This is a genomic window from Myroides odoratimimus (assembly GCF_038039805.1).
In the GTDB taxonomy this organism is placed as follows: domain Bacteria; phylum Bacteroidota; class Bacteroidia; order Flavobacteriales; family Flavobacteriaceae; genus Flavobacterium; species Flavobacterium odoratimimum_B.
In genome coordinates this window covers 13,895-38,465 of record NZ_JBBPHK010000017.1, presented here as the reverse complement: position 1 = coordinate 38,465, position 24,571 = coordinate 13,895, and the positions used below count along the sequence as shown (strand labels likewise).

Genomic DNA, 24,571 nt, shown 5'->3' with positions numbered 1-24,571 from the left:
ATTTTCATTTTATTCTATCAATCATTTTTATTTACTCCCTCTCTTCTATATTTTTGTATGTTCTTATAAGAAGAACGATAATATGAAAAACGATATATTTATTTGTCATAACTGCCCTATGACACGCACTATGGCAACCATAGGCACAAAATGGAAACCTATTATTATTTATGCTATAGGCTTAAAGACATTGCGTTTCGGAGAAGTATTCGCTCGTGTGGAGATAATCTCTAAAAAGGTACTTACACAGCAATTAAAAGAGCTAGTAGAAGATAAAATCGTTATGCGCCAAGAATTTGATGAAGTACCTCTACGAGTAGAATATACTTTAACTGAAAAAGGAATCGAACTCTTAAAGATATTAAATCAGCTTACGCTGTGGAATCAGAAGTATAATATCCCTGATTATCCACATGAGTAAGCATTTTATTATTTAGTTCTACCTGTAACGCTGTATGGGACAGGTATCCACTGATAGCGCTTCCCTACTTTTCGCATTCTACCAAAACCAGGAAAAGACTGATGTGCTCCTCCAATAAGGTATTCACCCTCCACCATCTTATCATAAAATGCACTGCGAACTCTTTTAGCTAGTTCTATATCTTCATCAAAATGATTAATCATAAAGGGTTCTTCGAATTGTACACTTGCCACATGTACTAAATCTCCCCAAAAGTACATAGAATGCCCATTACTACTCAATACAAATACAGTATGTCCTGGTGTGTGTCCTACTGTAGGTAAAACCTCTATAAGTGACAGTAGTTCCCCGTTATTATTTTTAAATGTTTGTATTTGTTTACTATTTGCATAGACTGTTACAACCTTCTGAACATTCTCTACTATTTTTTGTTGTTCTTTCGCTAAACCACTTCTAGCTGTATCGCTATTCATGGTTTTCATCCAATAATTATATTCTACTTCATTCACGTGAATCATAGCATTTGGATATACTATTTGATTATCCACTACTAACCCTCCTATATGGTCAACATGGATATGCGTAATCAAGATGTCTGTTATCTCTTCAGGTTTTAAACCATATTGTTTTAAAGTATTTACTAACTTACCTGCATGATCTCCAAATATCTGACCTGCACCAGTATCTATCAAGATATTCTTATTGGCATATTGTACTAAATAAGCATTTATACTAACCTCTACGGGGTTAACTAGATAGGCATTCTTAATTAAATCACTAGCTTTAACACCTTCTTTTGAATCAAAGAGTTGATCTACATCGATATCTACGCTACCATCACTTAGTGAGGTGACCTTTACATCTCCAACATTAACGCTATAGAAAGAACTCTGTGCTATTGATTTAGTTGATAATAACATCATTCCTATACCCATAAATAACATCCCTAATCGTGTGTAATTTTTCATTGTTTTACTATTAAATATTTGTTTGGACAAAACTATTATTTAATAGTTTCAAAAAGAGACTATAAATAGAATAGTGGTTACCTAGACATCACCACTTATTTTACTATCCTATTTACTTTTTCCCTACCTTGCACCTATAAAACCATCCTTATGCTTCAAGGAAATATAGAGACAGCCAATTCTTCATTTATACATGTACAGATATACGATCAACAAAACATCTTTGATCAAGCCAACTTTGGGCATCCCTATAGACCCACTCGTTCTTCCTTTCTATTTGTCAAAAAAGGAAAACTAAGAATAAGAGAACAGATTAATGAATTCGAAATCATAGAGGACTCTATCTTCCTTATTGATGTCAAATACGTATACGAAATCTTAGAGATAAGCCCAGATGCAGAACTGAGACTACTTAGCTATGATCGAAATTTCTTAGAAACTGCTTCTTTTAAGCTTCACCGATTAAAAGTATATAGAGATTTAAAAACACAGTTACAACGCAATTTTCACATCAGCAAACAAGAACTAGAGATGTTCTGGACTAATGTAGAGTCACTGGGTTATTACCTGGAGCACTTCAAGGAGATTGAGTATGGTCAATACATTATAGAGAATTACTTTAATATCATCCTCTACCACCTAGTAAGTGTAGCTACACCTAGAAGTCAAGACTCCATTAATCAGATGACTTCACAGCAAAAGATCACGTATAAATTCGTGATGCTAGTCTCTGATTATTACCTAGAGACCAAGTCTGTTCAGTTTTATGCTGATAAGCTGCAGCTATCCATTAGACATTTAAGCTCTGTCGTAAAAGAAACTTCTGGCAAGACACCTATAGAGATTATCAATGAGTTTATATTTAACGAAGCCAAAGCACAGTTATCCACTACCACTTTACCTATCAAACAATTAGCCACTAAACTTCAATTTAGTGACCAATACGCTTTTGCTCACTTCTTTAAAAAACATCAAGGCATTAGCCCAACCCAGTACAGAAAGATGTTTAAGTTATAAAATAATACTTTTAAACATCTTTTTTGATATTCTCAATCATTTTATACCGTACACTACTGAGGTAACTTTGTCGGCATAAAGTACAAATAAAATGAAAAGAAATATTCACAAATACTTTTGTGGATTAGGCTTACTACTACTCTCATATACTTCAATATATAGCCAAGTAAGCGACCAAACACTTAGTATAGAACAAGCAGTGAACTTAGCGATGGAAAATCATCAACAACTTAAAGTCTCTGCATTAAACAAAAACATTAGCGAACAACAAACTCAATTACTTAAACAACAACGCTTACCTAATCTTGCCTTCACTGCCAATGCTTCTTATATAGGAGATGCGCTTATATTAGACCGCGATTTCAGTAAAGTCATGACTAAAGACATGCCTCACTTCGGTAACAGCTATGCGGTACAGGCATCTGAACTACTATTTAAAGGAGGAGCGATTAATAAGAATATAGAACTCGCTGAAATAGGTGAACAGCTTGCCTCTCTAGACCTTGTACAAGATCAACAAGCCATTAAGTTCTTAGTGATCTCTAACTACCTAGATGTATATAAGCTTATTCATCAAGAGCAAGTTTATCAAAACAATAAAAGATTAGCCCAAATCCGCCTTGAGAATGTCAATAGATATTATAAAGAAGGGATGATGACACGTAATGAAGTAATCAGAGGTGAATTAGTCCTTCAGAATATGGACCAAGCCCTGTTAAGTGTAGATAATACTCTATCGATTCTAAACTATAATTTGGCGATTGCACTAGGGCTGTCTACCTCAACTAAAATAACACCTAATGAAGCTCTTGTACACAGACCACTAGAAGGGAATTATAACTATTATCTAGATCTAGCCTATGCGCAACATCCGATGATACAAAGAGTAGAAAAAGGAGTCGAAGCAGCACAAAAAAAGATAGAGATTGCCAATACTGATAAGTATCCTACTCTAGCTGCCGTAGGTGGGTATAATATGACTAGACCTATCACCTCATCTAACCCTGTGATGGATATGTATTCTAACGCTTGGCAAGTAGGAGTATCACTAACTTATAATATTGACAACTTATACAAGACGCCCAAAAAAGTCAAACTAGAAAAGCTTCAAAAAGACAAAGCTGAAGAAACATTCACCCTTGTACAACAACAATTAGAGATGGGAGTCAATGCAGCTTATACTAAATATGATGAGGCTATACAAAACGCTAATCTATTAAAGAAAAGTCAACAACTCGCACAAGAGAATTACAAGATCATCGAAGCGAAATACTTAAACCAATTAGCTATTCAAGCAGAGATGACTGATGCGACTAATGCTAAACTTGAAGCCGAACTTCAATACGCTAATGCCGAAATAAACGTATTATACCAATACTATAACTTACTGAAGTCAACAGGGACACTTTAACTTAATTAAGAATTAAAAATTAGGAATTAAGAATGGGTGCCTACGGCTGTAAGGGAACAGAAAACGGGGAACAGAAAACAGGAAACGGGAAACGGGGAACAGGGAACGGGAAACGGGGAACGGGGAACAGGAAAACGATTTCACACCTTCACAGAAAAACACCTTCACAGAAAAACAAAACAAGCAATGGAAAATAAAGAAAATACAACTACTGAACAATCAGTTCAAGCTCCAGTAGAACAGGTTGTAGAGGATAAAGCTAAAAAAGAAAAAAAGAAGAAAACAAAGATACTCTTAGTCAACACCCTAACATTTGCGGTAATAGGAATCGCTTTCTTCTGGTTATTGACTAAATACTTTCACATCAACGATAGAGATTATACAGAGTCAGCACAGGTAGAAGAGTTCATTAACCCTATCAATACCCGTGTATCTGCCTATATCAAAAATATCAAGTTCATAGAACATCAGCAAGTTAAAAAAGGCGATACACTTGTTATCCTAGATAATAGAGAAATCTTAACGCAAGTAGAACAAGCTGAAGCAGCTTATCTAAGTGCCTTAGCTGCTAAAAAAGTAACTAACTCCTCTATTCATACAGCATCAAATAATATCGGGGTATTTAGCTCTAATATTGAAGGTGCAAAAGCAAGATTGTGGAACGCAGAACAAAACAACAAAAGATACGAGAATTTACTACAAGCTGAGGCTGTTACCCAACAACAATATGATCAAGTAAAAACAGAGTACCAAGCTGCTAAATCTGCTTATGAAAGTTTAATAAAACAACAAAACACAACCAAACTTTCAGTATCAGAGATAGAAACACGTCTTGCCCTAAATGAAGCGGATATCAAACGCACAAAAGCGATGCTAGATATGGCTAAACTAAACCTGTCATATACTGTGATTACAGCTCCTTATGACGGAGTGATGGGACGAAGACTAATCAGTGAAGGACAACTACTATCGCCTAGCCAGCAAATTACAACTATCGTAAAAGATAATGAGAAATGGGTAACAGCTAATTTTTTAGAATCTCAAATGAACAATATTCAGATAGGTAGTATTATCGATATGACAGCTGATGCTGTAAAAGGAATACGCTTTCAAGGAAAAGTAACGGCTATCTCTGCAGCTACAGGTTCTAGATATTCTAGTATGCCAACGGATAACTCTACGGGTAACTTTGTTAAAGTACAACAACGTATCCCTGTGCGTATCGAGTTTACAGATACGAATGATATAGAAAACATCGCTAGCCTTAAAGCAGGGATGAATATGAATATACAGCTGGCTAATTAAGAGTTAACGGTGGACAGTTGACAGTTAACGGTTTTCAGTTTACAGTTTTCACTAAACCTTAATAGTGAAATTGCCTTTCAAACAACAACTTCACGATTTCACAAAAAAACAAACATGTATAACAAAGGATTATTTCACTCTTGGGTACCAAAACCAGTCATGCTATTACTCATTGTAATCATAGCAGCTGTGTTCTGTAGTATTAGTGGAATATATACCACTAATATCACCAATATCGTGGGTAGTACAGGCTCGATGACAGAGTACTACCTATGGGCTAACTATGCCTATGCCATAGGTCTAGGTACAGTCATGCCTCTTATTGTTAGAATCAAAGCGCGATTCAGAACAAAAGAACTTCTTGTAACCTCACTCACCATGTGTGGTTTATTATATTTGGTACAATCTACCACACATCAACCCTATATCATTATAGCCTGTTCTTATCTAATAGGAGTATTTAAAATGATGGGAATGATGGAAGTAGTATTACCCCTTATGATGCTTTTAAGTGTAGGAGGCAACAGGGGGATATTTTACAGTATCTACTACTCTGCCCTATTAGTTATCACCCAATTATCAGGTTACTTTGTAGCTAAAGTAAGCTTTATATTCAGCTGGCAGATTAGCTATATGAACCTAGCAATTATGTGCTTTGGAGCAGCATTGATTTGTATTGTATTTCAGCACAATCAACGCTTTATGCGCAAGGTCCCTTTTATTTACATTGACTGGATTAGCATCCTTTTATTCAATGTGACATTCATGACCTTAGCCTATATCCTAGCTTTTGGAAAACAACAAGCTTGGTTTGACTCAGAGATCATAAGATATGCCTCATTATTATTTGGTATTCTCTTATTTATTTTTGTCATTCGCCAACAGTTGATTAGAAGACCATTCTTACCCCTAAATGCCTTTAAGAAGAATAATGTAAGACACGGAACCATCATGCTACTGTGTTTAGGAATGTACCTTGCCACCGCTACGATACAGAATATCTTTGCTGTAGGTATATTAGGATATAATCCGATGACCAATGCCTCCCTAAATCTCTTACTGATTCCCGGGCTTATTACTGCAGCAGTTGTCTGTTATTATTGGTATAAAAACGAGATACCTATACGCATGCTCGTCTTCTCAGGATTCTCTGCATTTCTAATGTACAGTGTGATGATGTACCTCGCTATGGCTACAGAATTCAGCTATTCGATGTGGTATCTACCGATGTTCTTTAAAGGATATGGAATGGGAGTTATCTTTGTCACCACTTGGTATTACACCTTAGATAAGTTAGACTTAGCTAGTATGTTAGGACTGATCGGATTTGCTATTCTATGGCGTACATTCATCGCTGTAGGGATGTTTAGTGCCCTATACAGCTGGACACAATATCAATTCCAAATACAAAGTCTAAACAACTTAGCCGTATACCTAGACGATGCCATGTTATTAAGATCAGGGGCTGGTATTAATCTATCCCTTGTCCAACTAAACGGGGTACTCGCTGCCACCAAGACAGTATATGGGTATATTAATATCGCTGGTATAGGTGTATTATCATATGTATTATTCCACCACTACGGTAGAATACGCACACTGAAAACCCGTGTGTATATCAATAAACTAGGTAATCTTATAATGAGTAAGAAAGATAAAGAGAGTATCGAAAATCAACTCCCTAATAATATATAGATTTGTACTTTTGACCCCCTAGGTATTTCATTTTACTGTTTAACCTAGGTAATCCTAAGGTCTGTGTTACTACTGGTAGCATAAGACCTAAGGATTTTTTTATAATTCTTTAAATCAATATCTAAAGAAGACTCCTCTTTAAATACTCTTATATTCCTCAATACCTACGCACAGTAATAGGGATTACATTAACATTTCTCACAGGTTGATTATTGATTAAAGCAGGACTCCACTTAGGCAATTCCTTAATAATACGAATAACCTCATCTTTAGTATTGTACCCCGTATTTCGAAGTACTTCTATATTAGTAAGTGTACCATCTTTCTCAATAATAACTTGGACAATTACACTTGTTTTTTTTCCTTTCTCTATTTCATTAGGTACTTTAAATTTAAGAAGAAAGTCAGTAGCAAACTTTTTGACACCTCCTAAGTAAGTAGCTCTCTGTTCTACATCCCTTGAATGATAAACCTTGTCTAAAGAAGGCAAAGTATCTGTTACTGTAGTGACAGTATTGTTATTTTCTATAGGTAATGTACATCGCCACTCAGGTAACTGATCATATAAGGGTAATTCTATAAACTCAACTTTCTTAGGCTTCTGTGCATAGACACTTAACAATAACGAAAAAAATATAATGACAGAGGTTATTTTCTTAAACATCTTATTCCAATTACATTAAAACTATTATTCAACTAATTCAATACCTAAAGCCACTATTTCTCCCATTCACCTTTTTGGAAATCATACTTTGCATACTCACCATTATCTGTAAACTCTGATGCTGTCATACCTACCTCAAAAATAGAATCTCCACTCCAACTTGCAGTAAAGTAAAGCGCATTATTACATAACAATGCTGCCCCATAATCTTCATTAGAATGTCCGAAACGCATACCTAAATCATCTTCTTTAATCAATACATATTCATACGCCAAGAGTCTCTCTTTAAGTCCTTCTATCTGTTCTGAAGTAAATTCTATCAAATTTTCTTCATTCTCAAAGAAATCTTCTTCATTACATTGATCCTTTTCTCTTGTCTCTATTCTATAAACAGCAATATCGTAACTCATATTTACTTTTTTTATTATTTCCCTATTACTAAGGTACTGAAAAAGAGAGTAACCATATACACTTATTTCATCTACTTAAATATAATCTACCTTGTTTTAAATGCCTTTAACTCCTACCATTGCGTAACAAATGGGTCTAATATCTCTAACTTAATTCCATAGCATATCTTTCCTAATTTAGCATGACAATACCCTACACTATATATCCCAAAAAAACAATATAGAAAGACTTCTTATCTACGAACAAACTTGGCAATATAAATTACTCATCAAACAATTTTGGCCTAATATTTGAAAAGTATCTTTTCTGTACACTAATATGGAGTCATAATTAGATATATAATAAATTAAAGTTTAAAACTTGAGACATTTTACATACATTTACGTTAAACTATTAATAAAAAAAACATTGTAAATACAGTAACTATTTTAATAAATATAATTTATATAAAAATGAGACACCTATACTTTTTCTTTCTTATTATCTTATTATCTAACTGCACTAGTGATGATAAAGAAGAGGTATTGGTTAATTCTATCCCTGTTCAATTTAGCGCATATACAATTTCAAAAGATAGCGCATCCTTATGGGGGAAAAGTGATGCTATTGGTATCTTTATGATTGAAAATGGACAAATTTTATCACAAGAGTCTATTGTAGATGATGCGGATAACAAAAAATATCTAGCAAAAGTAATTGCTAACAAAGGAAATTTCCAACCAGCTAGTAAACAAGATATTATTTATTATCCAAAGCACCAGAAAGTTGATTTTATAGGGTATTATCCTTATGATATAGCGATAACAGATTTTGTTTACTCTATAAATGTGAGTAATCAAGAGAATCCTCGTGAGATTGATTTATTGTATAGTAATAACGCTAAAGCAATAGAGAAAAGCCAAACACCTGTGAATATGACCTTTGAGCATATGCTAAGTAAACTAAACTTTACATTAAAAGCAGGTGTTGGTCAGCCAGATCTTTCAAAAGCGATTATTAAAATAGAAGGATTAAACACGAAAGCTGACTTTAATTTAGCCAATGGAATATTGTCTAATAAAAATACCCTTAATGCGATTACTGCATTTAATAATGCTGCTATAATCATTCCGCAGGAAGTTGCTCAAATGAAAGTTACTGTCCAAATTGACAATAACAAATTTGAAACAACTCTATCTGATAGAACGTTCTCTGCGGGTAAGATTTATTCTTATATCGTAACAGTTAACCAAACTGGTATTACTGTAACAGTAGATGGTATTTCAGATTGGATTGGCAAAGACGACGAACCTATAGAAGGAGGTGCTGAGGCTTCACAATATGCTGTAGGAGACTATTATCCAGATCCCAAAGCAGTATATAAAAATGGAGAACTGATCTCTGGTAACCCAGCTATTGGAGTGGTTTATTGGATAGAGCCCCATAGCGCTTCTAAACACGGAAAAATAGTAAGTATAGATCAAGCCTCTTTAGTATGGTCTGTTGACTTGAAAAAAACAGATGCTGAGCATAGCTCTTATGGGATATATAATATGAGAATCATAGCAGATTATAAAGATTGGGTTAGCTTCCCTTCTTTTAATTGGATACATCAAAAAAATAAAGATACTACGATTGATTATTCTAATATGTATGCGACAGGTATATGGTACTTCCCTGCCATAGATGAACTACATGCTATCTATTTAGCATACAAAAAATCTGATACACTAAACAAAAACATTCAGGATATCGGAGGAGCTTCATTTATGCCCGAAAAATACTACTCTTCTACTGCATATTCACAATTCAATGCTGATGGTGTAAATTTCAAAACAGGAGAAGTTGGCCTACAAGGAAAAGCAACAAAAGCGTATGTACGCGCTATTTTAGCATTCTAAAAACAGTCATTAACGAAGAAAAGATATGAAAACAAAGATATTATATTCTGTTTTATTAGTATTGCTCTTTTGGAGTTGTGACAATAAAGAAGATAGAGATATACTAGAACAAGGCAATCAACCTATTGAATTTAAACTAGGCTTTACTACAGAAGAAAAAGCACTTAGTAGAATGGAAACAGCTTTAGACTTCACTAGCTCATGGCAAGTAGGTGATAAAGTGGGTGCATATATCGTTAAGGGAAATAAAAAACTACAACCTAAGGATAACTATGTCGATAATCTAAAATTAGAGTATGATGGGCTTAAGTGGATTCCTAGCAAACCTATTTACTATCCTAATGATGGTGAAAGTCTTCACTTCTATGCATACTATCCTTATACAGATAAAGCTGATGTTGATCCAACATCTCTACTTTTTTCAGTAAAAGAAGATCAACAAGGACATGGCTATAACGAAAGTGATCTTCTAACAGCTTCTAAAAAAGATGTACAAAAAAGTTCCTCTTTAGCTGTAGAATTACTTTTTTCTCATGCTATGGCTCTTGTTCAAATAGAAGTTGAAAAAGAAGAATTTGTTCCTGATTTTACAGATGACTTTGTGGTAAGAATGATTTTTAATCAAACTGATACAGAGTTAAATTTAGAAACAGGCGAACTGATTAATACACCCAATAGGTATAAAGATATTATTATGCATAAGGTAGATAATCAGTCACAAATATATCGTGCGTTAGTTCCTGCTCAAAGACTCACACTGTATTCTAAGATTAAACTTACACAAAGCACAGAAGGAGCTATAATAGACATGGATTATTTAGGACTTATCAACAAAACACTTTATAAAGGTTCTGTCACAAAAATAAAATTAACTCTTGGTCGTGAGGATGGTTTTGAACTATTACAGCAGTATAAAGTAGGTGATTATTATCCAGATCCTAATGTAGTATATGAAAATAAAGTAGCCATTTCGGGCATACCTGCTAAAGGTATAGTTTTTTGGGTCAGACCCAATACTAAAGGTACCCATGGATTGGTTGTAAGTTTAGATGAGGATAGGAAGATATGGAACAAAGTCAATACTAATACTCTAGCTACTGATATATATAATGGAATGGAAAACATGTACATTATACAGCAGCATATCGCAGACAACCAACTAACTTGGAGTGACTTTCCTGTCTTTGAATGGATCCATACTGAAAAAAATGGAGGTACTGCTAGATATGACAAAGATTTACTAAATGTATGGTATTTACCAGCCCAATTAGAACTTAAAAAACTTTATGCTGGGTTTAGCGGTAAAACCTATGAAGACATAACAGGTTGGGGATCAAACACTAGAATGCCAGGTTATAATGATAAAACAGTTATAACCTCACAAAATAATTTCAATAATAAACTAATAGAAGCTAACGGTAAAAAGCTAACAATCGATGGGCTTTACTATAGATATTCATCTTCTTCTGAATTTTCTATTGAAACTATTTGGAATGTGTTTTTTTCAAATGGCAATACCGCTAACAGTGGTTCTAAAACATCACTAATATATACCACTCGTCCAATTTTAGCATTCTAGTTAAACACCTGGTAATAAATACAGTATATGTAAATAAAAAATAACTTAAACAAAATCATTATGAAAATTAAATTTTTAAGTACAATCACTTTCTCAGTTCTATTACTTGCATCTTGCCATAAGAGTGATGACAATAATATAGATACAAGTGATAACACAGTAAAATTCTCCTCAGGAATCTACCAAACTAAAAATCGTTTAGTAGGTGGTGAATCATGGGAAGGCACTGAGCAAATAGGAATCTATATGCTAAAAAAGGGACAGTCTGAGACTACTGAAGATCCAAAAAACGCACATTACAAAGCAGATAAAGCAGGTATTGCTACCTCTTTTAGCCCTGTTAGTAAAGAAAATACCATGTACTATCCTGGAGATCAGAATCAAAAAGTAAATTTTATAGCCTATTATCCCTTTACGGACATTAAAGACTACATATATCCTGTAAAAACCGCAGACCAAAGTTCTCAATCTAGTATTGATTTAATCAGAGCTTTTGCAGATAATGGCGCAAAAGGATATGACAAAACAAGTAAAATGGTAAACCTTGAGTTTCACCACAAATTGACAAATATTGTTCTTAATATTAAAAATGGAGATGGTATTGAGCTGGAGGATCTAAAAAATCTTGAGATTACATTTAAAGGTTTAGATACAGAAGCAACATATCATATTACTAAAAACACATTAACTCTTGGACAAAAAGTAGCAGATATAAAAGCATATAGTTCAAATAAAGGAAAGAACTATGAACTAATAGTAATTCCTCAGACAGGAAGTGACACTGCTCTTATAGAGTTTAAACTTAATAATAAGCGCAACGATATATTTACTTACTCTATCTCTAAAAAAGAGTTTCTTGAAGGAAAAAAATACACTTATAACGCAACTATTAAACGTAATGAGGTAGTGATTCAAGGAACGATAAAGCCGTGGGATCAAGAAGGGGAAGAAGAAATCATCGTAGACTAAAAGATACGCTAGAATACATTTAGAAGTAGGTACACTAAACAGATTTAGTGTACCTTTTTTTATTATATCTATATCATTAGGGTATTGAGATAACGTGATATACATAGTGATTACTATACGGTGAATACATACCAATTACAATTCCTTCGGGACTCCTTCGGAAAACCCCATGGTTTGTTCGGAAAAGAGGCCTTTTTTCCGAACAAAATCAAAATAAGGGTAAACCAATCCCCGAACAATTAATAAACGTGTGTATTTTGTGAAATCATTTTTTTGTTTAGTCTATGCTATCCAGTAGAGACACAATATTTTGTCTGTCACAGTGTACTTGTCCTATCATACCTATCTAGAGGGTAATGCGTAGCGTGGTATACGAGATGCTATACTGTAAGGATGTATGTAATACGCCCCTACCATTGTGTGCCGAATGGACATGATGTATGTAATACGCCCCTACCATTGTGTGCCGAATGGACATGATATACGTACCTACTGCCATAGGCAAAACATTCTTAATTCTTAATTCTTAATTAGAGCATAGCGATTGTGTGCCGAATGGACATGATATACGTACCTACTGCCGTAGGCAAAACATTCGTAATTCCTAATTTTTAATTCTTAATTCCCCGAAGGGTAAACATTCTTAATTCTTAATTAAAGGGAGCGCCTCCCTATTAAAAAAATCTTCTAAATGATGTTCTCCATAACAGGGAGCAATATTGTCCTCTGCCATAGCTGTCAAGAAAAACTCATAAGACCCATAGGTTTTAGAACACGTAAATAGACGTAATAGTTTAATAATACATAATCGTACAAAATCAGGAATATAGGTGATTTTTTCTTCCTTATTCCATGCGTTTAAAGCCAGTAAGGCTAATTCTTTATGACTTATTATATCAGGTCCACCTACACTACACTCTCTCTCTGTACCTTCCATTTTGTCAATGCATACCTTCGCTAAGTCACCTCCATCAATAGGATTGAGCTTCTTATCCCCTTTGCCAAATAAGTAAACTCTACCTGACTTAGCCATCTCTAAGAAATCGCGCATATCTGAGAAGAATCCGTTAGGCCGAATTACTCTATAGTCTAGACCTGATTCTTTTAGTTTATCTACAAAACCTTCCTTAGCCTGAAATATCTTTAAATGGCGTAGTTTATCTCCATTGATAGCAGACACATATAAGAAGCGTTCTACATCAGTGATACACGCCTCGTGTAATAGATTTAAATTTCCTTGAAAATCAACATCCATATAGGTCATTCCCTCTTTCTGACGAGTGATTCCTATGGTAGAAAACACATAGTCTATCGTATGTGTAATCCCCCTTATACTTTGAGGTGTTGTTATCTCTCCGATGAATACCTCATCTGCTAGGTAGACTTTATTGCGTTGTGAATAGTTGCGAATTAAAGCTCTTACCCAATATCCTCTTGCTTTTAGTTCCTTCACTAATTCACCGCCTAAATATCCTGTTGCTCCTGCTACTAAAACTCTTTTACTCATCTTATTACTTTGCTATTTTTATTTCTCTACACAAAGTTCCTTAACTAACCCCAAAAGAGCTCTTGACTATCGTCAAGAAAAGATACTACTTTAAAGCTCTGGCTTTGATTCTACTCAATGTCTCTGGTGATACTCCTAAGAAGGTAGCGATATACTGCTGAGGTACACGTAAAAAAAGTTCTCCCTGATGAGCTAATAAATCTTTATAGCGCTCTTCAGCAGATTGGGTGACAAAAGAACGAATGATACGCTGTGCACTCAGTAGTTCATTCTCTACAGCTATACGAGCGATAATCTCAAATACAGGAGATCTCTTCAGTAGAGATTCTATATTCTCTCTCGTTAATACACATAATTCTGTGTCTTCTAATACTTGATAATTCTCCTTTGCTTCTACTCCATAGGTAAAACTCTCCCCTGCACAGATAAACTGTCCTTCAGTGTAGAAGAACCCCGTCTTATCTATTTCATTAACGTTATAATACAGCCTAACACAGCCTTTAGTGACAAAATAAATTTCGTTAGAAACATTCCCTTCCTGAAATAAGATCTCTTGTTTGGCATAGCTTCTATAAACAGTATGGGATATCAGATGTTGCTCTTCTTGAAAAGTAAGTGGTGTATAGGTCTTGATATAATCTATAAACTTGTTTTGCATCTCTATGTTATTGAAAAGTACAAGCAAGGTACATAACCTAATTTTATTTTTAGAAGAGAAGCCCATTTAAAACATAAAATCAAGAACAATTTATCCTTCTGATAATTGAATCAACACTGTACTATACACCGATATATCAGAAGTGACTCTCCCTTATTAAAACAAAAACATGGTTAAAACCTCACTTCTAAACCTAAATAAAAAAGCTATCCTAAAGATTAGGATAGCTTTTTACTAATATCGACGACTTGGTTAGGGTTGCGCCTCTATAAGTTGAAAAGAAAAAAATTTTGAGTGCTAGAACTACGTTTTACTCATTGGCTAAAAAAGAATAAAGCACATATATTTTCTATACAACCTGAGCTGTTGTTCTACTTTTTAAATGTACTACCATTTAACAAAAAAACAGATGATTTATTTACATCTACCTCTTATTATTAAAAAATAAATACAAATTAGTTTCATTACAACATTTTTAACATCTCACAGAAGCAATTTACTAACAATTAAACAACAAAAAACAAATATAGTTAACAGTAATTCCTATTGTTTTTGTCATTTAATAGCACTTTTTACAATTAAAACATCATATCCACCCCTTTACAAACCATATTAAAACTTAAATATTAAAAAATTAAGGAATACAAACCAAAATCTAACTATAACTTTTCATTCATATTTACAATTAGCATTATACACTCCCATAACACTAAAAATCAAATTAGCATTTAAACAAAAAGCTTCGTGTATCTACTCATACACGAAGCTCTTTATTTATATAACTACTAATTATACCTTATTGTTTGTCTTCTAAAAGATACTTATAGATTGCACCTCCTACGATAGCTCCTAATATAGGTGCTGTGATGAATAACCAAAGTTGAGGGATATACTCCCCTCCTGCAAAAATAGCTTGCGAAATAGAACGAGCAGGATTCACAGAAGTATTAGTGATTGGAATAGAAATTAAATGAATTAACGTCAATGCTAAACCAATAGCAATTCCTGCGAATTTACTATTCGCTTTCTTATCTGTAGCTCCTAGAATAATTAGAATAAAGAAAGCTGTTAATACAAACTCTGTAACAAAAGCAGATAGTAGATTAAAACCACTAGGTGATAAATGCCCATATCCGTTGGCTGCAAATGCTCCTGGTAATGTATTATCAATACAGCAAACTGAACTTCCCATATAGATCAGGTATAATACAACTGCGGCACTTATTGCACCTGCTAGCTGAGAACCGATATAAGGCAAGATCTCTTTAGCAGAGAATCGTCCTCCTATATACATCCCTATAGAGACTGCAGGATTAAAATGACCTCCCGAAATAGGTCCTACAGCATATGCCATAGTCAAAACCGTCAGACCAAAAGCCAAAGATACACCTACAAATCCGATTCCTACATCAGGTACTCCTGCTGCAAATAAAGCACTACCACACCCTCCTAATACTAACCAAAAAGTTCCGAAGAACTCAGCAAAATAATTTTTCATAGCAATTTAATTATGTTTACTATTAGGACTGTCTAAATAGCAATAGTCACATAGTGCGAATATAGTTTAACACTATAAATAAGAATAAATCAAACACATTAACACCCCGTTAAAAACAGGTAGAATAAGAGTAAAAAGCTTCAATATAATAATCTAACTAAGTCTAGCATCAAAAACTCATTATTGAATTTGTAAAACTTTAACCGTATTAAGGACACTATTCACAAGTGCCTAAAAGAAGTAAAACCAATAATAGACAAGAATTATACAACAAATAACAACAATTGTATAAGTGTAAAAATAAAAGTGCTTTTACATCCATAAAAAAGGCTTAAAGTAGGTGCCCATGTTTAAAAAACAAGTATCTTTGTCACATTGTTTTGAACAATTCAGACATTAAATGAAGAAATATCTATCCATATTATTCCTATTCTTATCCTTCCTAGTGACGGCTAGCCCTATTATAGAGTGGTCTTGCACAGAGGAAGTGATGACTTGTGGTATGGAGATGAGTACTGAAGGTGGTATGTCTTGTTGTGGTGGCGATATGGAGCAAGGTTCTCGCGGTATGGATATGAATATGCCATGTTGTACAGTTGCTTCACGTGTATTGGTTACCTCTACAGAATTAAAAGTACAAACACCTAAAGTTGTTCAAGATACAAAGGCTAAAACAGCTAATATTAAATCGCAATGGTTTAACTCTAACTACTTAGAGGACTTAAAATCTATTGATTTAGTATCTGTTTCTCCCCTTTCTGTTTCTCCTTCTGGATTTAAGTATAAAGATATAGACCTCCTGTCTTATATCTGTATTTATCGTATATGATATTCTAAAAAAAGTAACTAGTTCACACCTATACCTTTAGGTCACTTTTATATTAGTTACTTCATCCACACCATTTCACTCTATTACTAGATAAGAAAGTATTATTTAAAGTACTTACCTTACTATGTACACATAGTAAGTATATAGCAACGTAAATACTTAAATATCCCTTCTTAAGAAGTAATAGTACCTACTTGTGGATCAAATGATAATTACCTTTTTAGTTATCATCGCTAATTTATTTTTATCGGATTTTAGGTTTATAAATAATGTCTAAGCATATGGCATACCTATTGTTGCATAAAATAAAGGATTAGCAGATGTCATTTATTAATACAGTATAATATATATCTTATGCTTAATAAAATCATTAAGTACTTCTTACACAATAGAGTAATTACTCTATTACTACTGGTAGTAGTTATTGTATGGGGACTAATAACAGCTCCATTTAACTGGCACCAAAATATGTTGCCAAGTGATCCTGTGCCAGTAGATGCTATACCTGACATTGGTGAAAACCAACAGATTGTAGCAACCGAGTGGATGGGGCGCTCTCCTAAAGATATTCAGGAGCAAATCACTTATCCGCTAACGACTTCTCTACTGGGAATCCCTGGTGTAAAAACAGTGCGTAGTAGCTCTATGTTTGGGATGTCGTTTATCTATATCATTTTTGAAGAAGATGTAGAATTTTACTGGAGCCGCTCGCGTATCTTAGAGAAACTAAACTCTCTACCTGCTGGTACATTACCAGAAGGAGTTATACCTTCATTAGGTCCAGATGCTACTGCTCTTGGACAAGTATATTGGTACACACTTGAAGGGCGTAATCCTGAGACAGGAGAACCTACAGGTGGATGGGATCCAGACGAGCTGCGCACAGTACAAGATTTCTACACTAAATATAACTTATCTGCTGCAGAAGGAGTTTCTGAGGTAGCCTCTATCGGAGGATATGTAAAAGAGTATCAGGTAGAAGTGAATCCTGATGCGATGCGCGCTTATAACGTATCTGTAATGGATGTGATGTCTGCGATTCAGAAAAGTAATCTGGATATCGGAGCAGAGACCATCGAAATTAATAAAGCAGAGTACTTAGTACGCGGTCTAGGATACATTAAAAATGTCAAGGATCTAGAAGACGCTGTAGTGACAGTACGAAACAATGTTCCTGTAAAAATTAAGGACGTAGCCTTCGTTAACTTAGGGCCAGCTACACGTCGTGGTGGTCTAGATAAAGAGGGCATTGAAGCTGTAGGAGGTGTTGTAGTAGCTCGTTATGGAGCTAACCCTATGCATGTGATCAATAACGTAAAAGCTAAAATAAAAGAGATGGAAGCTGGGCTTCCTCAAAAGACACTGGCTGATGGTACCATATCTAAAGTAACCGTAGTTCCTTTCTATGACCGATCAGGATTAATACAAGAAACAATAGGTACACTAGAAACAGCCTTAGCACACGAGATATTAATCTGTATCATCGTAGTAATCGTATTGGTTATAAACTTGCGCGCGTCAGTGATTATCTCTAGTATTCTACCCATAGGAGTACTAGCGACTTTCATCATTATGAAGTATATGGGGATAGAAGCCAATATCGTTGCCCTATCGGGTATTGCTATTGCTATTGGAGTTATGGTGGATGTTGGCGTCGTCTTTGTCGAGAGTATCATCAGGTACATGGAAGAAGAACGAGCCCAAGGAATACAAAGTAAGGGAATGGCTTTTGTCAACCTTATTACAAAAGCGGTATCAGAAGTATCAGGTGCATTGTCAACAGCTATGCTAACCACGATTATCAGTTTCTTACCGGTATTCGCAATGGAAGCGCAAGAAGGAAAGCTATTTAAACCCTTAGCTTATACCAAGACCTTCGCTCTATTATCAGCATTTATCTTAGGGATCATCGTACTTCCTACGATAGCATACTATGTATACTCTATTAAAATAGACAAACAAAAAGTACGCAAAATAGCCAATTATATCTTAGCTGTAGCAGGTATAGGACTGTGGATATACACAGGTGAGTTTATCGCTGTGACACTAACATTAGTGGCTATTAATAATCTGTTTACAACAGGCTGGAAAGGAGATACAATAGCGAATTATATCAATGTAGCCCTTACCCTATTTGTGGCTTTATACTACCTTACAGTAGAATGGCTACCACTAGGGACGCAACAGAGTACAGGACTAAACTTTGTCTTTGTATTCTTAGCTATCGGATCTATATTAGGTGTATTGTGGTTATTAGTAATCTACTATGAACAAATCTTACGATGGGCACTTACCCACCGTTGGAAGTTCATGAGTATTCCTATTCTAACATTAGTATTCGGAATGCTAGTATGGTTAGGTGCAGACAAAAGCTTTGGTTTTGTAGCTAAAGGCTTTGAGACTGTGGGATGGAAATCATTTAGAGAAACTGCTTTTTGGCAAAAATCAACAGAGACCTTCCCAGGTATTGGACAGGAGTTTATGCCTAGTCTTAACGAAGGATCATTCTTACTGATGCCTACAAGTATGCCTCATACAGGTATTGAACAGAACCTTCAGTTTATCGGGACACTAGACAGACGTATTCAGAATATTCCTGAAGTAGAATTAACAGTAGGTAAATGGGGACGTGTAAACTCTGCTCTAGACCCTGCTCCTACTCAGATGTTTGAGAATACGATCAACTATAGATCAGAGTACATCCTAGATGACAATGGACATAGACAGCGATTTAAAGTTAATAAACAAGGAGAGTTTGAACTCATCAATGGAACTACCTATAATGTAGAAGATGGTTTTAGACTTATCCCTAGAGATAGTTTAATTATAGACAAAGACGGTAAGTTCTTCCGTCAATGGCGTCCTGAGATCAAAAAGGCGGATGATATCTGGCAAGAGATTGTCAATGTATCTCACTTGCCTGGACTGACCTCTGCTCCTAAACTTCAGCCTATCGAGGCAAGATTAGTGATGCTATCAACAGGTATGCGTGCGCCAATGGGATTAAAAGTATCAGGACCAGATTTAGAATCTATAGAAATAGGTGGAAAAGCATTAGAAGCGGCGCTTAAAGACATCCCTTCTATTATGCCTTCTACTGTGTTCTATGATCGTGCAGTAGGTGCCCCTTATGTAGAGATTCACCTAAACAGACATAATATGGCTAGATACGGAATTACGGTATCTGACCTGCAAGATGTAATCGGTGCTGCTATCGGAGGAATGGCCTTGACCACTACTGTAGAAGGTCGTGAGCGATTCCCAGTAAGATTGCGTTATCCTAGAGAATTAAGAGATAACCCAGAAGAACTAGCAAAAATGCTAATCCCTACTGCTACAGGAGCTCAAATTCCTTTAAGCGAGGTAGCAGATATAGAGTACGCTAAAGGTTCACAGATGATTCAGAGTGAGAATACCTTCTTACTTGGTTATGTCATCTTTGATAAAATAGAAGGAAAAGCAGAAGTAGATGTAGTACACGAGGCAGATAAGCTATTACAAGCTAAGCTAGCCTCTGGCGAGCTTACCCTGCCAAAAGGAGTAACCTATAAGTTTGCTGGTAATTATGAACAACAAGAAAGAGCTTCTCAGCGATTACTATACATTGTACCACTGAGTTTATTAGCGATTCTTTTGATTCTGTACTTCCAGTTTAAAACGATTGCAGCATCGCTTATCCACTTCTCAGGAGTGTTTGTAGCCTTTGCAGGAGGTTTTATCTTATTGTGGTTATACGGACAGCCTTGGTTTATGAACTTCTCTGTCGGAGATATGAATATGAGAGACTTGTTCCAAATGCACAATATCAATCTGAGTATAGCAGTCTGGGTAGGTTTTATCGCCTTATTCGGATTAGCTACCAATGATGGAGTACTGATGGGAACTTATATACATGACACCTTCGAGGCAAGAGATCCTAAGACTAAAGAAGAAATTCGAGAAGCGGTAGTATACGCAGGGCTAAAACGTGTAAGACCAGCAGCGATGACTACTGCTACTGCTCTAATTGCACTTCTTCCTGTGATGACCTCTACGGGTAAAGGAGCAGAAATTATGGTACCCATGGCTATTCCTACATTCGGAGGAATGCTAATACAGTCCATGACCATGTTTGTAGTACCCGTATTCCAATGTTGGTGGAGAGAATGGGCAATTAAGCGTTCCGCTTAATTAATTACGAATTAGGAATTAAGAATGGTTGCCCTACGGGCATTATATACACACTGTCGGCACACAATACACTAAGGTAGAGACGCATTATTATGCGTGTCACATTCAGGACATAACTCGCTGCGCAAAGTCTTCCGACTTTGAGCAACTTAAACGAAGTATGATTATGTGGATTTGCAATCTGTGACTATACTCGCTGCGCAAAGTCTCCCGACTTTGGGCAACTTAAACGAAGTATGATGGTGTGGATTTCCAATCCGTGACGACATAAACTGTGAACTGTAAACCGTAAACCGTAAACTAAAAAAAACAATGAACAAAAATAAAACGTATATATATTTAGCTTCGGCCTTCTTAGCAGTGACTAGCTTCACTGCTACGGCTGTAGCGCAGCAGCAACCTAAAGACTCTCTATCAAGCTATCTCAATGTAGCTATAGAGAATAACCCAGGGATTAAAGCACAGAAATTTGCTCATGAAGCCTTTTTACAAAAGATTCCACAAGCAGGTGCTTTTCAGGATCCAGAACTATCTATGGACTTCTATACAGAGCCTATGGATATTGTCGGTGGACGCTCTATTGGTAATGTAAGTATCATGCAAATGCTTCCTTGGTTTGGTACCCGTAAGACTGCCCGTATAGAAGCTGGTCACATGGCTAATATGCAAAATGAGCAGTACAAAGAAGTGGTTGATAATATTACTTTACAAGTACATACCCAGTGGTATGCCATGCAGAAGCTAAACGAACAATTAAGAAATAATGAAGAGAACAAAAAACTCTTACAACAATTAGAACAATTAGCTCTTAGAAAGTTCTCTGCTCCTTCAAATACAGCAAAACCAAGTGCAACTCCACAAGTAAGCACTAAGACTGCCTCTACTCCATCCGCTTCTACATCAGCAGGTATGGGGGGAATGAGTATGGGTGGTGGCGCTACTGCTAGTAGCGCACCAGCAATGTCTTCTTCTATGGGATCTGGTGTAGGTATGAGCGAAATGGGTAGCAGTAGCGCCTCAGGAATGTCCGATGTATTGCGTATCGGATTAGAGCTTATAGAGATAGAGAATAATATTGAAAGCTTACACTCTCAATTAAAAGCAGAGAAAGCAAAATTCAATGCTCTTTTAAACAGAGAAGCAAACCATGAAGTAGTATTAGGTGAAATAGAGAAAACTTCCTTTATCTATGGAGAGCAAGATGCTCTTCTTGCCATAGAGGCTAATAATCCTATGCTTTCAATGATCACAGAAGAAGGTCTTGCCTATAAAGCAAAAGCAGAAATGGACAAGAAAATGAGCTACCCTATGATAGGGCTTGGATTGCAGTATATGGTTATCGGAAAGACTAATGATAAAATGCTGGCTATGGGAGATATGAATGGGAAAGATATGATTATGCCGATGGTAACTGTTAGCCTTCCTATCTTCCGCAAAAAGTATAAAGCTCAACAAGAAGAAGGTAAACTATGGTGGAAGTCTAGTGATCAGAAGTTCGAAGACACTTACAATACTTTAAAAAGTGAGTATTATGGATACAAAAGTCAATTAGATGATGCCGAACGAATTGTCACCTTGTATGAAAAGCAAACTACATTAGCTGAGACGACTTACAACCTTATTATCAAAGAATTTGTAACAGGTAAGAGTGATTTAACCAATGTAATACAAGTACAACGTCAATTATTAGATTACCAATTAAAAAAAGCAGAAGCAATTGCTAACTACAATACCATGGTAGCTTCTATCAAGAAATTATTAGCAGTACGTGACAACACACAAAATATTTAGGCAATGGACAAAATAAGAAATATATTCAAAAACAATATTGTACGTTATAGTGCAATATTACTTGTAGGGTTATTATTAGGATGGATGGTCTTTGGTGGTGCAGGATCGCATCAGCACAATGGAGAACCAGCTACTACAGAAGAGGGAAATACAGTATGGACTTGTTCTATGCACCCTCAAATCAAAATGGATAAACCAGGGAAATGTCCTTTATGTGCTATGGACTTAATTCCGCTTAAATCTTCTGATGGTGGTGATGATGCAATAGACGATGAAGCAATCCAGATGTCTAAAGAAGCAGTAGCACTTGCTAATATACAGACTACTATGGTAGGACATCAAGATGCTGTAAAAGACATTCAACTCTATGGAACCATACAAGTAGATGAGCGATTACAACAATCTCAAACTTCTCATGTCAATGGTCGTATTGAGAAATTGTATGTTAACTTTACAGGAGAAGCTGTAAAACAAGGACAACTAATCGCTACTATCTATTCTCCTGATCTACTAACCGCTCAACAAGAGTTATTAGAAGCAGCTAAGTTAAAAGACTTACAGCCCTTATTATTAGACGCAGCTAAAGAGAAATTGCGCATTTGGAAGATGTCTGAAGCTCAAATAAGCAAAGTCTTGAGCACAGGGAATGTTTCTCCTTATGTATCTGTACACGCAAATACAAGTGGTATTGTCGTGGCAAAAAATGTTAACCAAGGTGATTATATCAGTCAAGGAACTGTGCTGTATAATATTTCTAATTTATCTAAACTGTGGGCTGTATTTGATGCCTATGAGAATGACCTTCCATTTATCAAAGAAGGAGATGTATTAGAATATACATTACAGAGTTTGCCAGGAGAAGTATTTAAAGGAAAAATTGCTTTTATCAACCCTATTATAGACGCTACTTCTAGAACAGCTAAAGTAAGAGTAGAAACAGATAATAGAAATAATAACCTTAAACCTGAGATGTACGCGAGTGCAAAAATATCAGCTCCTTTAAAACAGTACAATAAAGAAATGGTCATTCCTAAATCTTCTGTACTATGGACTGGTAAACGCTCTGTAATCTATGTAAAACAACCGAATACTGCTACTCCTGCCTTCAAGCTAAGAGAAATCGTATTAGGTCCTTCCCTAGGAGAAAACTACGTAGTGATGTCAGGATTAGAAAACGGAGAAGAAATCGTAACTAATGGAGTATTTACCGTTGATGCTAGTGCGCAGTTAGAAGGAAAACGCAGTATGATGAACAATGATAATGCTCCTGCTGCTACAGGACATGAAGGTCATGCTAATCATGGTAATGATCACAGCACTACAGCAAGTGCTAATCTAGAACATGCTATGCTTAAAGTAAAAGGAAACTGTGACCTGTGTAAAGAGAGAATAGAAACAGCTGCTAAAAAAGTAAAAGGGGTATCTACTGCTTCTTGGGATGTAAAGGAAAAGGTACTACACCTTAACTTTGATAAAAAACTAACTTCTAAAGCAGCTATATCTAAAGCTGTAGCCAAGGTAGGACATGATACAGAACTAGACAAAGCTACAGATGCAGATTATAAAGCCTTACACAGCTGTTGCCAATTCGAAAGATAGTAAGTCGCTTCGCTCAAATTAAGAGTTAAGAATTAGGAATGGGTGCCTTTTAAGGTATTAGATACTTAGATAATGTGATGTGGTTTGTCCAAAATGTATATACATGTCTATAACAACATACAAAAAACAGAAAAAAGAATGTAGACCTACTCTACCTTCTTTTTTCTAACTTTACTTGACAAAAAAGATGTTGTCGCAG

At 35.5% G+C, this 24,571-nt stretch carries 18 protein-coding genes; 12 read left to right on the top strand and 6 right to left on the bottom strand.

All coding sequences use genetic code 11. The features are described from left to right. The first annotated feature begins 82 nt into the window (after positions 1–82). Positions 83–421 (top strand): helix-turn-helix domain-containing protein, encoded by a 339-nt coding sequence (locus AABL85_RS12720; protein WP_341310357.1) that lies wholly within the window; start codon positions 83–85, stop codon positions 419–421. An 8-nt stretch (positions 422–429) separates the two neighbouring features. Here AABL85_RS12720 and AABL85_RS12715 read toward each other — a convergent pair whose 3' ends face one another. Continuing rightward, a complete protein-coding gene (locus tag AABL85_RS12715; RefSeq protein ID WP_341310356.1) occupies positions 430–1,389 on the bottom strand; it encodes an MBL fold metallo-hydrolase in 960 nt (319 codons plus the stop codon). A 150-nt stretch (positions 1,390–1,539) separates the two neighbouring features. On the opposite strand from AABL85_RS12715, the gene AABL85_RS12710 reads away from it, so the two are divergent. From AABL85_RS12710 to AABL85_RS12695, 4 genes are all read left to right on the top strand, one after another. After that, positions 1,540–2,406, top strand: coding sequence for a helix-turn-helix domain-containing protein (locus AABL85_RS12710; protein WP_341310355.1), 867 nt, complete (start codon positions 1,540–1,542; stop codon positions 2,404–2,406). Positions 2,407–2,497: 91 nt separating this feature from the next. Next, positions 2,498–3,817, top strand: coding sequence for a TolC family protein (locus AABL85_RS12705; RefSeq protein WP_341310354.1), 1,320 nt, complete (start codon positions 2,498–2,500; stop codon positions 3,815–3,817). A 186-nt stretch (positions 3,818–4,003) separates the two neighbouring features. Beyond that, positions 4,004–5,122 carry an HlyD family secretion protein gene (locus tag AABL85_RS12700; RefSeq protein ID WP_341310353.1) on the top strand — a complete coding sequence of 373 codons (1,119 nt, stop codon included), beginning with the start codon at positions 4,004–4,006 and terminating at the stop codon, positions 5,120–5,122. Between the two features lie 114 nt (positions 5,123–5,236). Further along, a complete protein-coding gene (locus AABL85_RS12695) occupies positions 5,237–6,817 on the top strand; it encodes an MFS transporter (RefSeq protein ID WP_341310352.1) in 1,581 nt (526 codons plus the stop codon). 157 nt (positions 6,818–6,974) lie between these two features. On the opposite strand, the gene AABL85_RS12690 is transcribed toward AABL85_RS12695, so the two are convergent. Further along, complete coding sequence (locus AABL85_RS12690; RefSeq protein WP_341310351.1) at positions 6,975–7,481, bottom strand: energy transducer TonB; 507 nt, start codon at positions 7,479–7,481, stop codon at positions 6,975–6,977. A 53-nt stretch (positions 7,482–7,534) separates the two neighbouring features. Beyond that, entirely contained in the window at positions 7,535–7,891 is a 357-nt protein-coding gene (locus AABL85_RS12685) for a hypothetical protein (protein ID WP_341310350.1), read from the bottom strand. Between the two features lie 453 nt (positions 7,892–8,344). Between AABL85_RS12685 and AABL85_RS12680 the strand changes: the two genes are divergently transcribed. Genes AABL85_RS12680 through AABL85_RS12670 form a run of 3 tightly spaced genes read left to right on the top strand, consistent with a single transcriptional unit; the run spans position 8,345 to position 12,320 of the window. After that, on the top strand, positions 8,345–9,772 hold the full coding sequence (locus tag AABL85_RS12680; RefSeq protein ID WP_341310349.1) for a fimbrillin family protein: 1,428 nt from the start codon (positions 8,345–8,347) through the stop codon (positions 9,770–9,772). A gap of 25 nt (positions 9,773–9,797) precedes the next feature. Then, entirely contained in the window at positions 9,798–11,351 is a 1,554-nt protein-coding gene (locus AABL85_RS12675; protein ID WP_341310348.1) for a fimbrillin family protein, read from the top strand. A 60-nt stretch (positions 11,352–11,411) separates the two neighbouring features. After that, positions 11,412–12,320 carry a fimbrillin family protein gene (locus tag AABL85_RS12670; protein ID WP_341310347.1) on the top strand — a complete coding sequence of 303 codons (909 nt, stop codon included), beginning with the start codon at positions 11,412–11,414 and terminating at the stop codon, positions 12,318–12,320. 643 nt (positions 12,321–12,963) lie between these two features. On the opposite strand, the gene AABL85_RS12665 is transcribed toward AABL85_RS12670, so the two are convergent. The 3 genes from AABL85_RS12665 to aqpZ all read right to left on the bottom strand — a co-directional run bounded on the left by AABL85_RS12665 (position 12,964) and on the right by aqpZ (position 15,983). Next, on the bottom strand, positions 12,964–13,827 hold the full coding sequence (locus tag AABL85_RS12665) for an SDR family oxidoreductase (protein WP_341310346.1): 864 nt from the start codon (positions 13,825–13,827) through the stop codon (positions 12,964–12,966). Between the two features lie 85 nt (positions 13,828–13,912). Further along, entirely contained in the window at positions 13,913–14,485 is a 573-nt protein-coding gene (locus AABL85_RS12660) for a Crp/Fnr family transcriptional regulator (protein ID WP_341310345.1), read from the bottom strand. Between the two features lie 796 nt (positions 14,486–15,281). After that, positions 15,282–15,983, bottom strand: coding sequence for an aquaporin Z (aqpZ, locus tag AABL85_RS12655; RefSeq protein ID WP_341310344.1), 702 nt, complete (start codon positions 15,981–15,983; stop codon positions 15,282–15,284). A 400-nt stretch (positions 15,984–16,383) separates the two neighbouring features. On the opposite strand from aqpZ, the gene AABL85_RS12650 reads away from it, so the two are divergent. From AABL85_RS12650 to AABL85_RS12635, 4 genes are all read left to right on the top strand, one after another. Continuing rightward, positions 16,384–16,812, top strand: a complete 429-nt coding sequence (locus tag AABL85_RS12650) for a hypothetical protein (RefSeq protein WP_341310343.1) — start codon at positions 16,384–16,386, stop codon at positions 16,810–16,812. A 354-nt stretch (positions 16,813–17,166) separates the two neighbouring features. Further along, a complete protein-coding gene (locus AABL85_RS12645) occupies positions 17,167–20,982 on the top strand; it encodes an efflux RND transporter permease subunit (protein ID WP_341310342.1) in 3,816 nt (1,271 codons plus the stop codon). Between the two features lie 312 nt (positions 20,983–21,294). Next, positions 21,295–22,773 (top strand): TolC family protein, encoded by a 1,479-nt coding sequence (locus tag AABL85_RS12640; RefSeq protein ID WP_341310341.1) that lies wholly within the window; start codon positions 21,295–21,297, stop codon positions 22,771–22,773. A gap of 3 nt (positions 22,774–22,776) precedes the next feature. After that, complete coding sequence (locus AABL85_RS12635; protein WP_341310340.1) at positions 22,777–24,372, top strand: efflux RND transporter periplasmic adaptor subunit; 1,596 nt, start codon at positions 22,777–22,779, stop codon at positions 24,370–24,372. Positions 24,373–24,571 lie beyond the last annotated feature (199 nt).

What these genes read in the sequence shown, in the direction of transcription:
- AABL85_RS12720 (WP_341310357.1), top strand. Translation starts at nt 83, where the DNA reads ATGAAAAACGATATATTTATTTGTCATAACTGCCCTATGACACGCACT.
- AABL85_RS12715 (WP_341310356.1), bottom strand. Translation starts at nt 1,389, where the DNA reads ATGAAAAATTACACACGATTAGGGATGTTATTTATGGGTATAGGAATG.
- AABL85_RS12710 (WP_341310355.1), top strand. Translation starts at nt 1,540, where the DNA reads ATGCTTCAAGGAAATATAGAGACAGCCAATTCTTCATTTATACATGTA.
- AABL85_RS12705 (WP_341310354.1), top strand. Translation starts at nt 2,498, where the DNA reads ATGAAAAGAAATATTCACAAATACTTTTGTGGATTAGGCTTACTACTA.
- AABL85_RS12700 (WP_341310353.1), top strand. Translation starts at nt 4,004, where the DNA reads ATGGAAAATAAAGAAAATACAACTACTGAACAATCAGTTCAAGCTCCA.
- AABL85_RS12695 (WP_341310352.1), top strand. Translation starts at nt 5,237, where the DNA reads ATGTATAACAAAGGATTATTTCACTCTTGGGTACCAAAACCAGTCATG.
- AABL85_RS12690 (WP_341310351.1), bottom strand. Translation starts at nt 7,481, where the DNA reads ATGTTTAAGAAAATAACCTCTGTCATTATATTTTTTTCGTTATTGTTA.
- AABL85_RS12685 (WP_341310350.1), bottom strand. Translation starts at nt 7,891, where the DNA reads ATGAGTTACGATATTGCTGTTTATAGAATAGAGACAAGAGAAAAGGAT.
- AABL85_RS12680 (WP_341310349.1), top strand. Translation starts at nt 8,345, where the DNA reads ATGAGACACCTATACTTTTTCTTTCTTATTATCTTATTATCTAACTGC.
- AABL85_RS12675 (WP_341310348.1), top strand. Translation starts at nt 9,798, where the DNA reads ATGAAAACAAAGATATTATATTCTGTTTTATTAGTATTGCTCTTTTGG.
- AABL85_RS12670 (WP_341310347.1), top strand. Translation starts at nt 11,412, where the DNA reads ATGAAAATTAAATTTTTAAGTACAATCACTTTCTCAGTTCTATTACTT.
- AABL85_RS12665 (WP_341310346.1), bottom strand. Translation starts at nt 13,827, where the DNA reads ATGAGTAAAAGAGTTTTAGTAGCAGGAGCAACAGGATATTTAGGCGGT.
- AABL85_RS12660 (WP_341310345.1), bottom strand. Translation starts at nt 14,485, where the DNA reads ATGCAAAACAAGTTTATAGATTATATCAAGACCTATACACCACTTACT.
- aqpZ (WP_341310344.1), bottom strand. Translation starts at nt 15,983, where the DNA reads ATGAAAAATTATTTTGCTGAGTTCTTCGGAACTTTTTGGTTAGTATTA.
- AABL85_RS12650 (WP_341310343.1), top strand. Translation starts at nt 16,384, where the DNA reads ATGAAGAAATATCTATCCATATTATTCCTATTCTTATCCTTCCTAGTG.
- AABL85_RS12645 (WP_341310342.1), top strand. Translation starts at nt 17,167, where the DNA reads ATGCTTAATAAAATCATTAAGTACTTCTTACACAATAGAGTAATTACT.
- AABL85_RS12640 (WP_341310341.1), top strand. Translation starts at nt 21,295, where the DNA reads ATGAACAAAAATAAAACGTATATATATTTAGCTTCGGCCTTCTTAGCA.
- AABL85_RS12635 (WP_341310340.1), top strand. Translation starts at nt 22,777, where the DNA reads ATGGACAAAATAAGAAATATATTCAAAAACAATATTGTACGTTATAGT.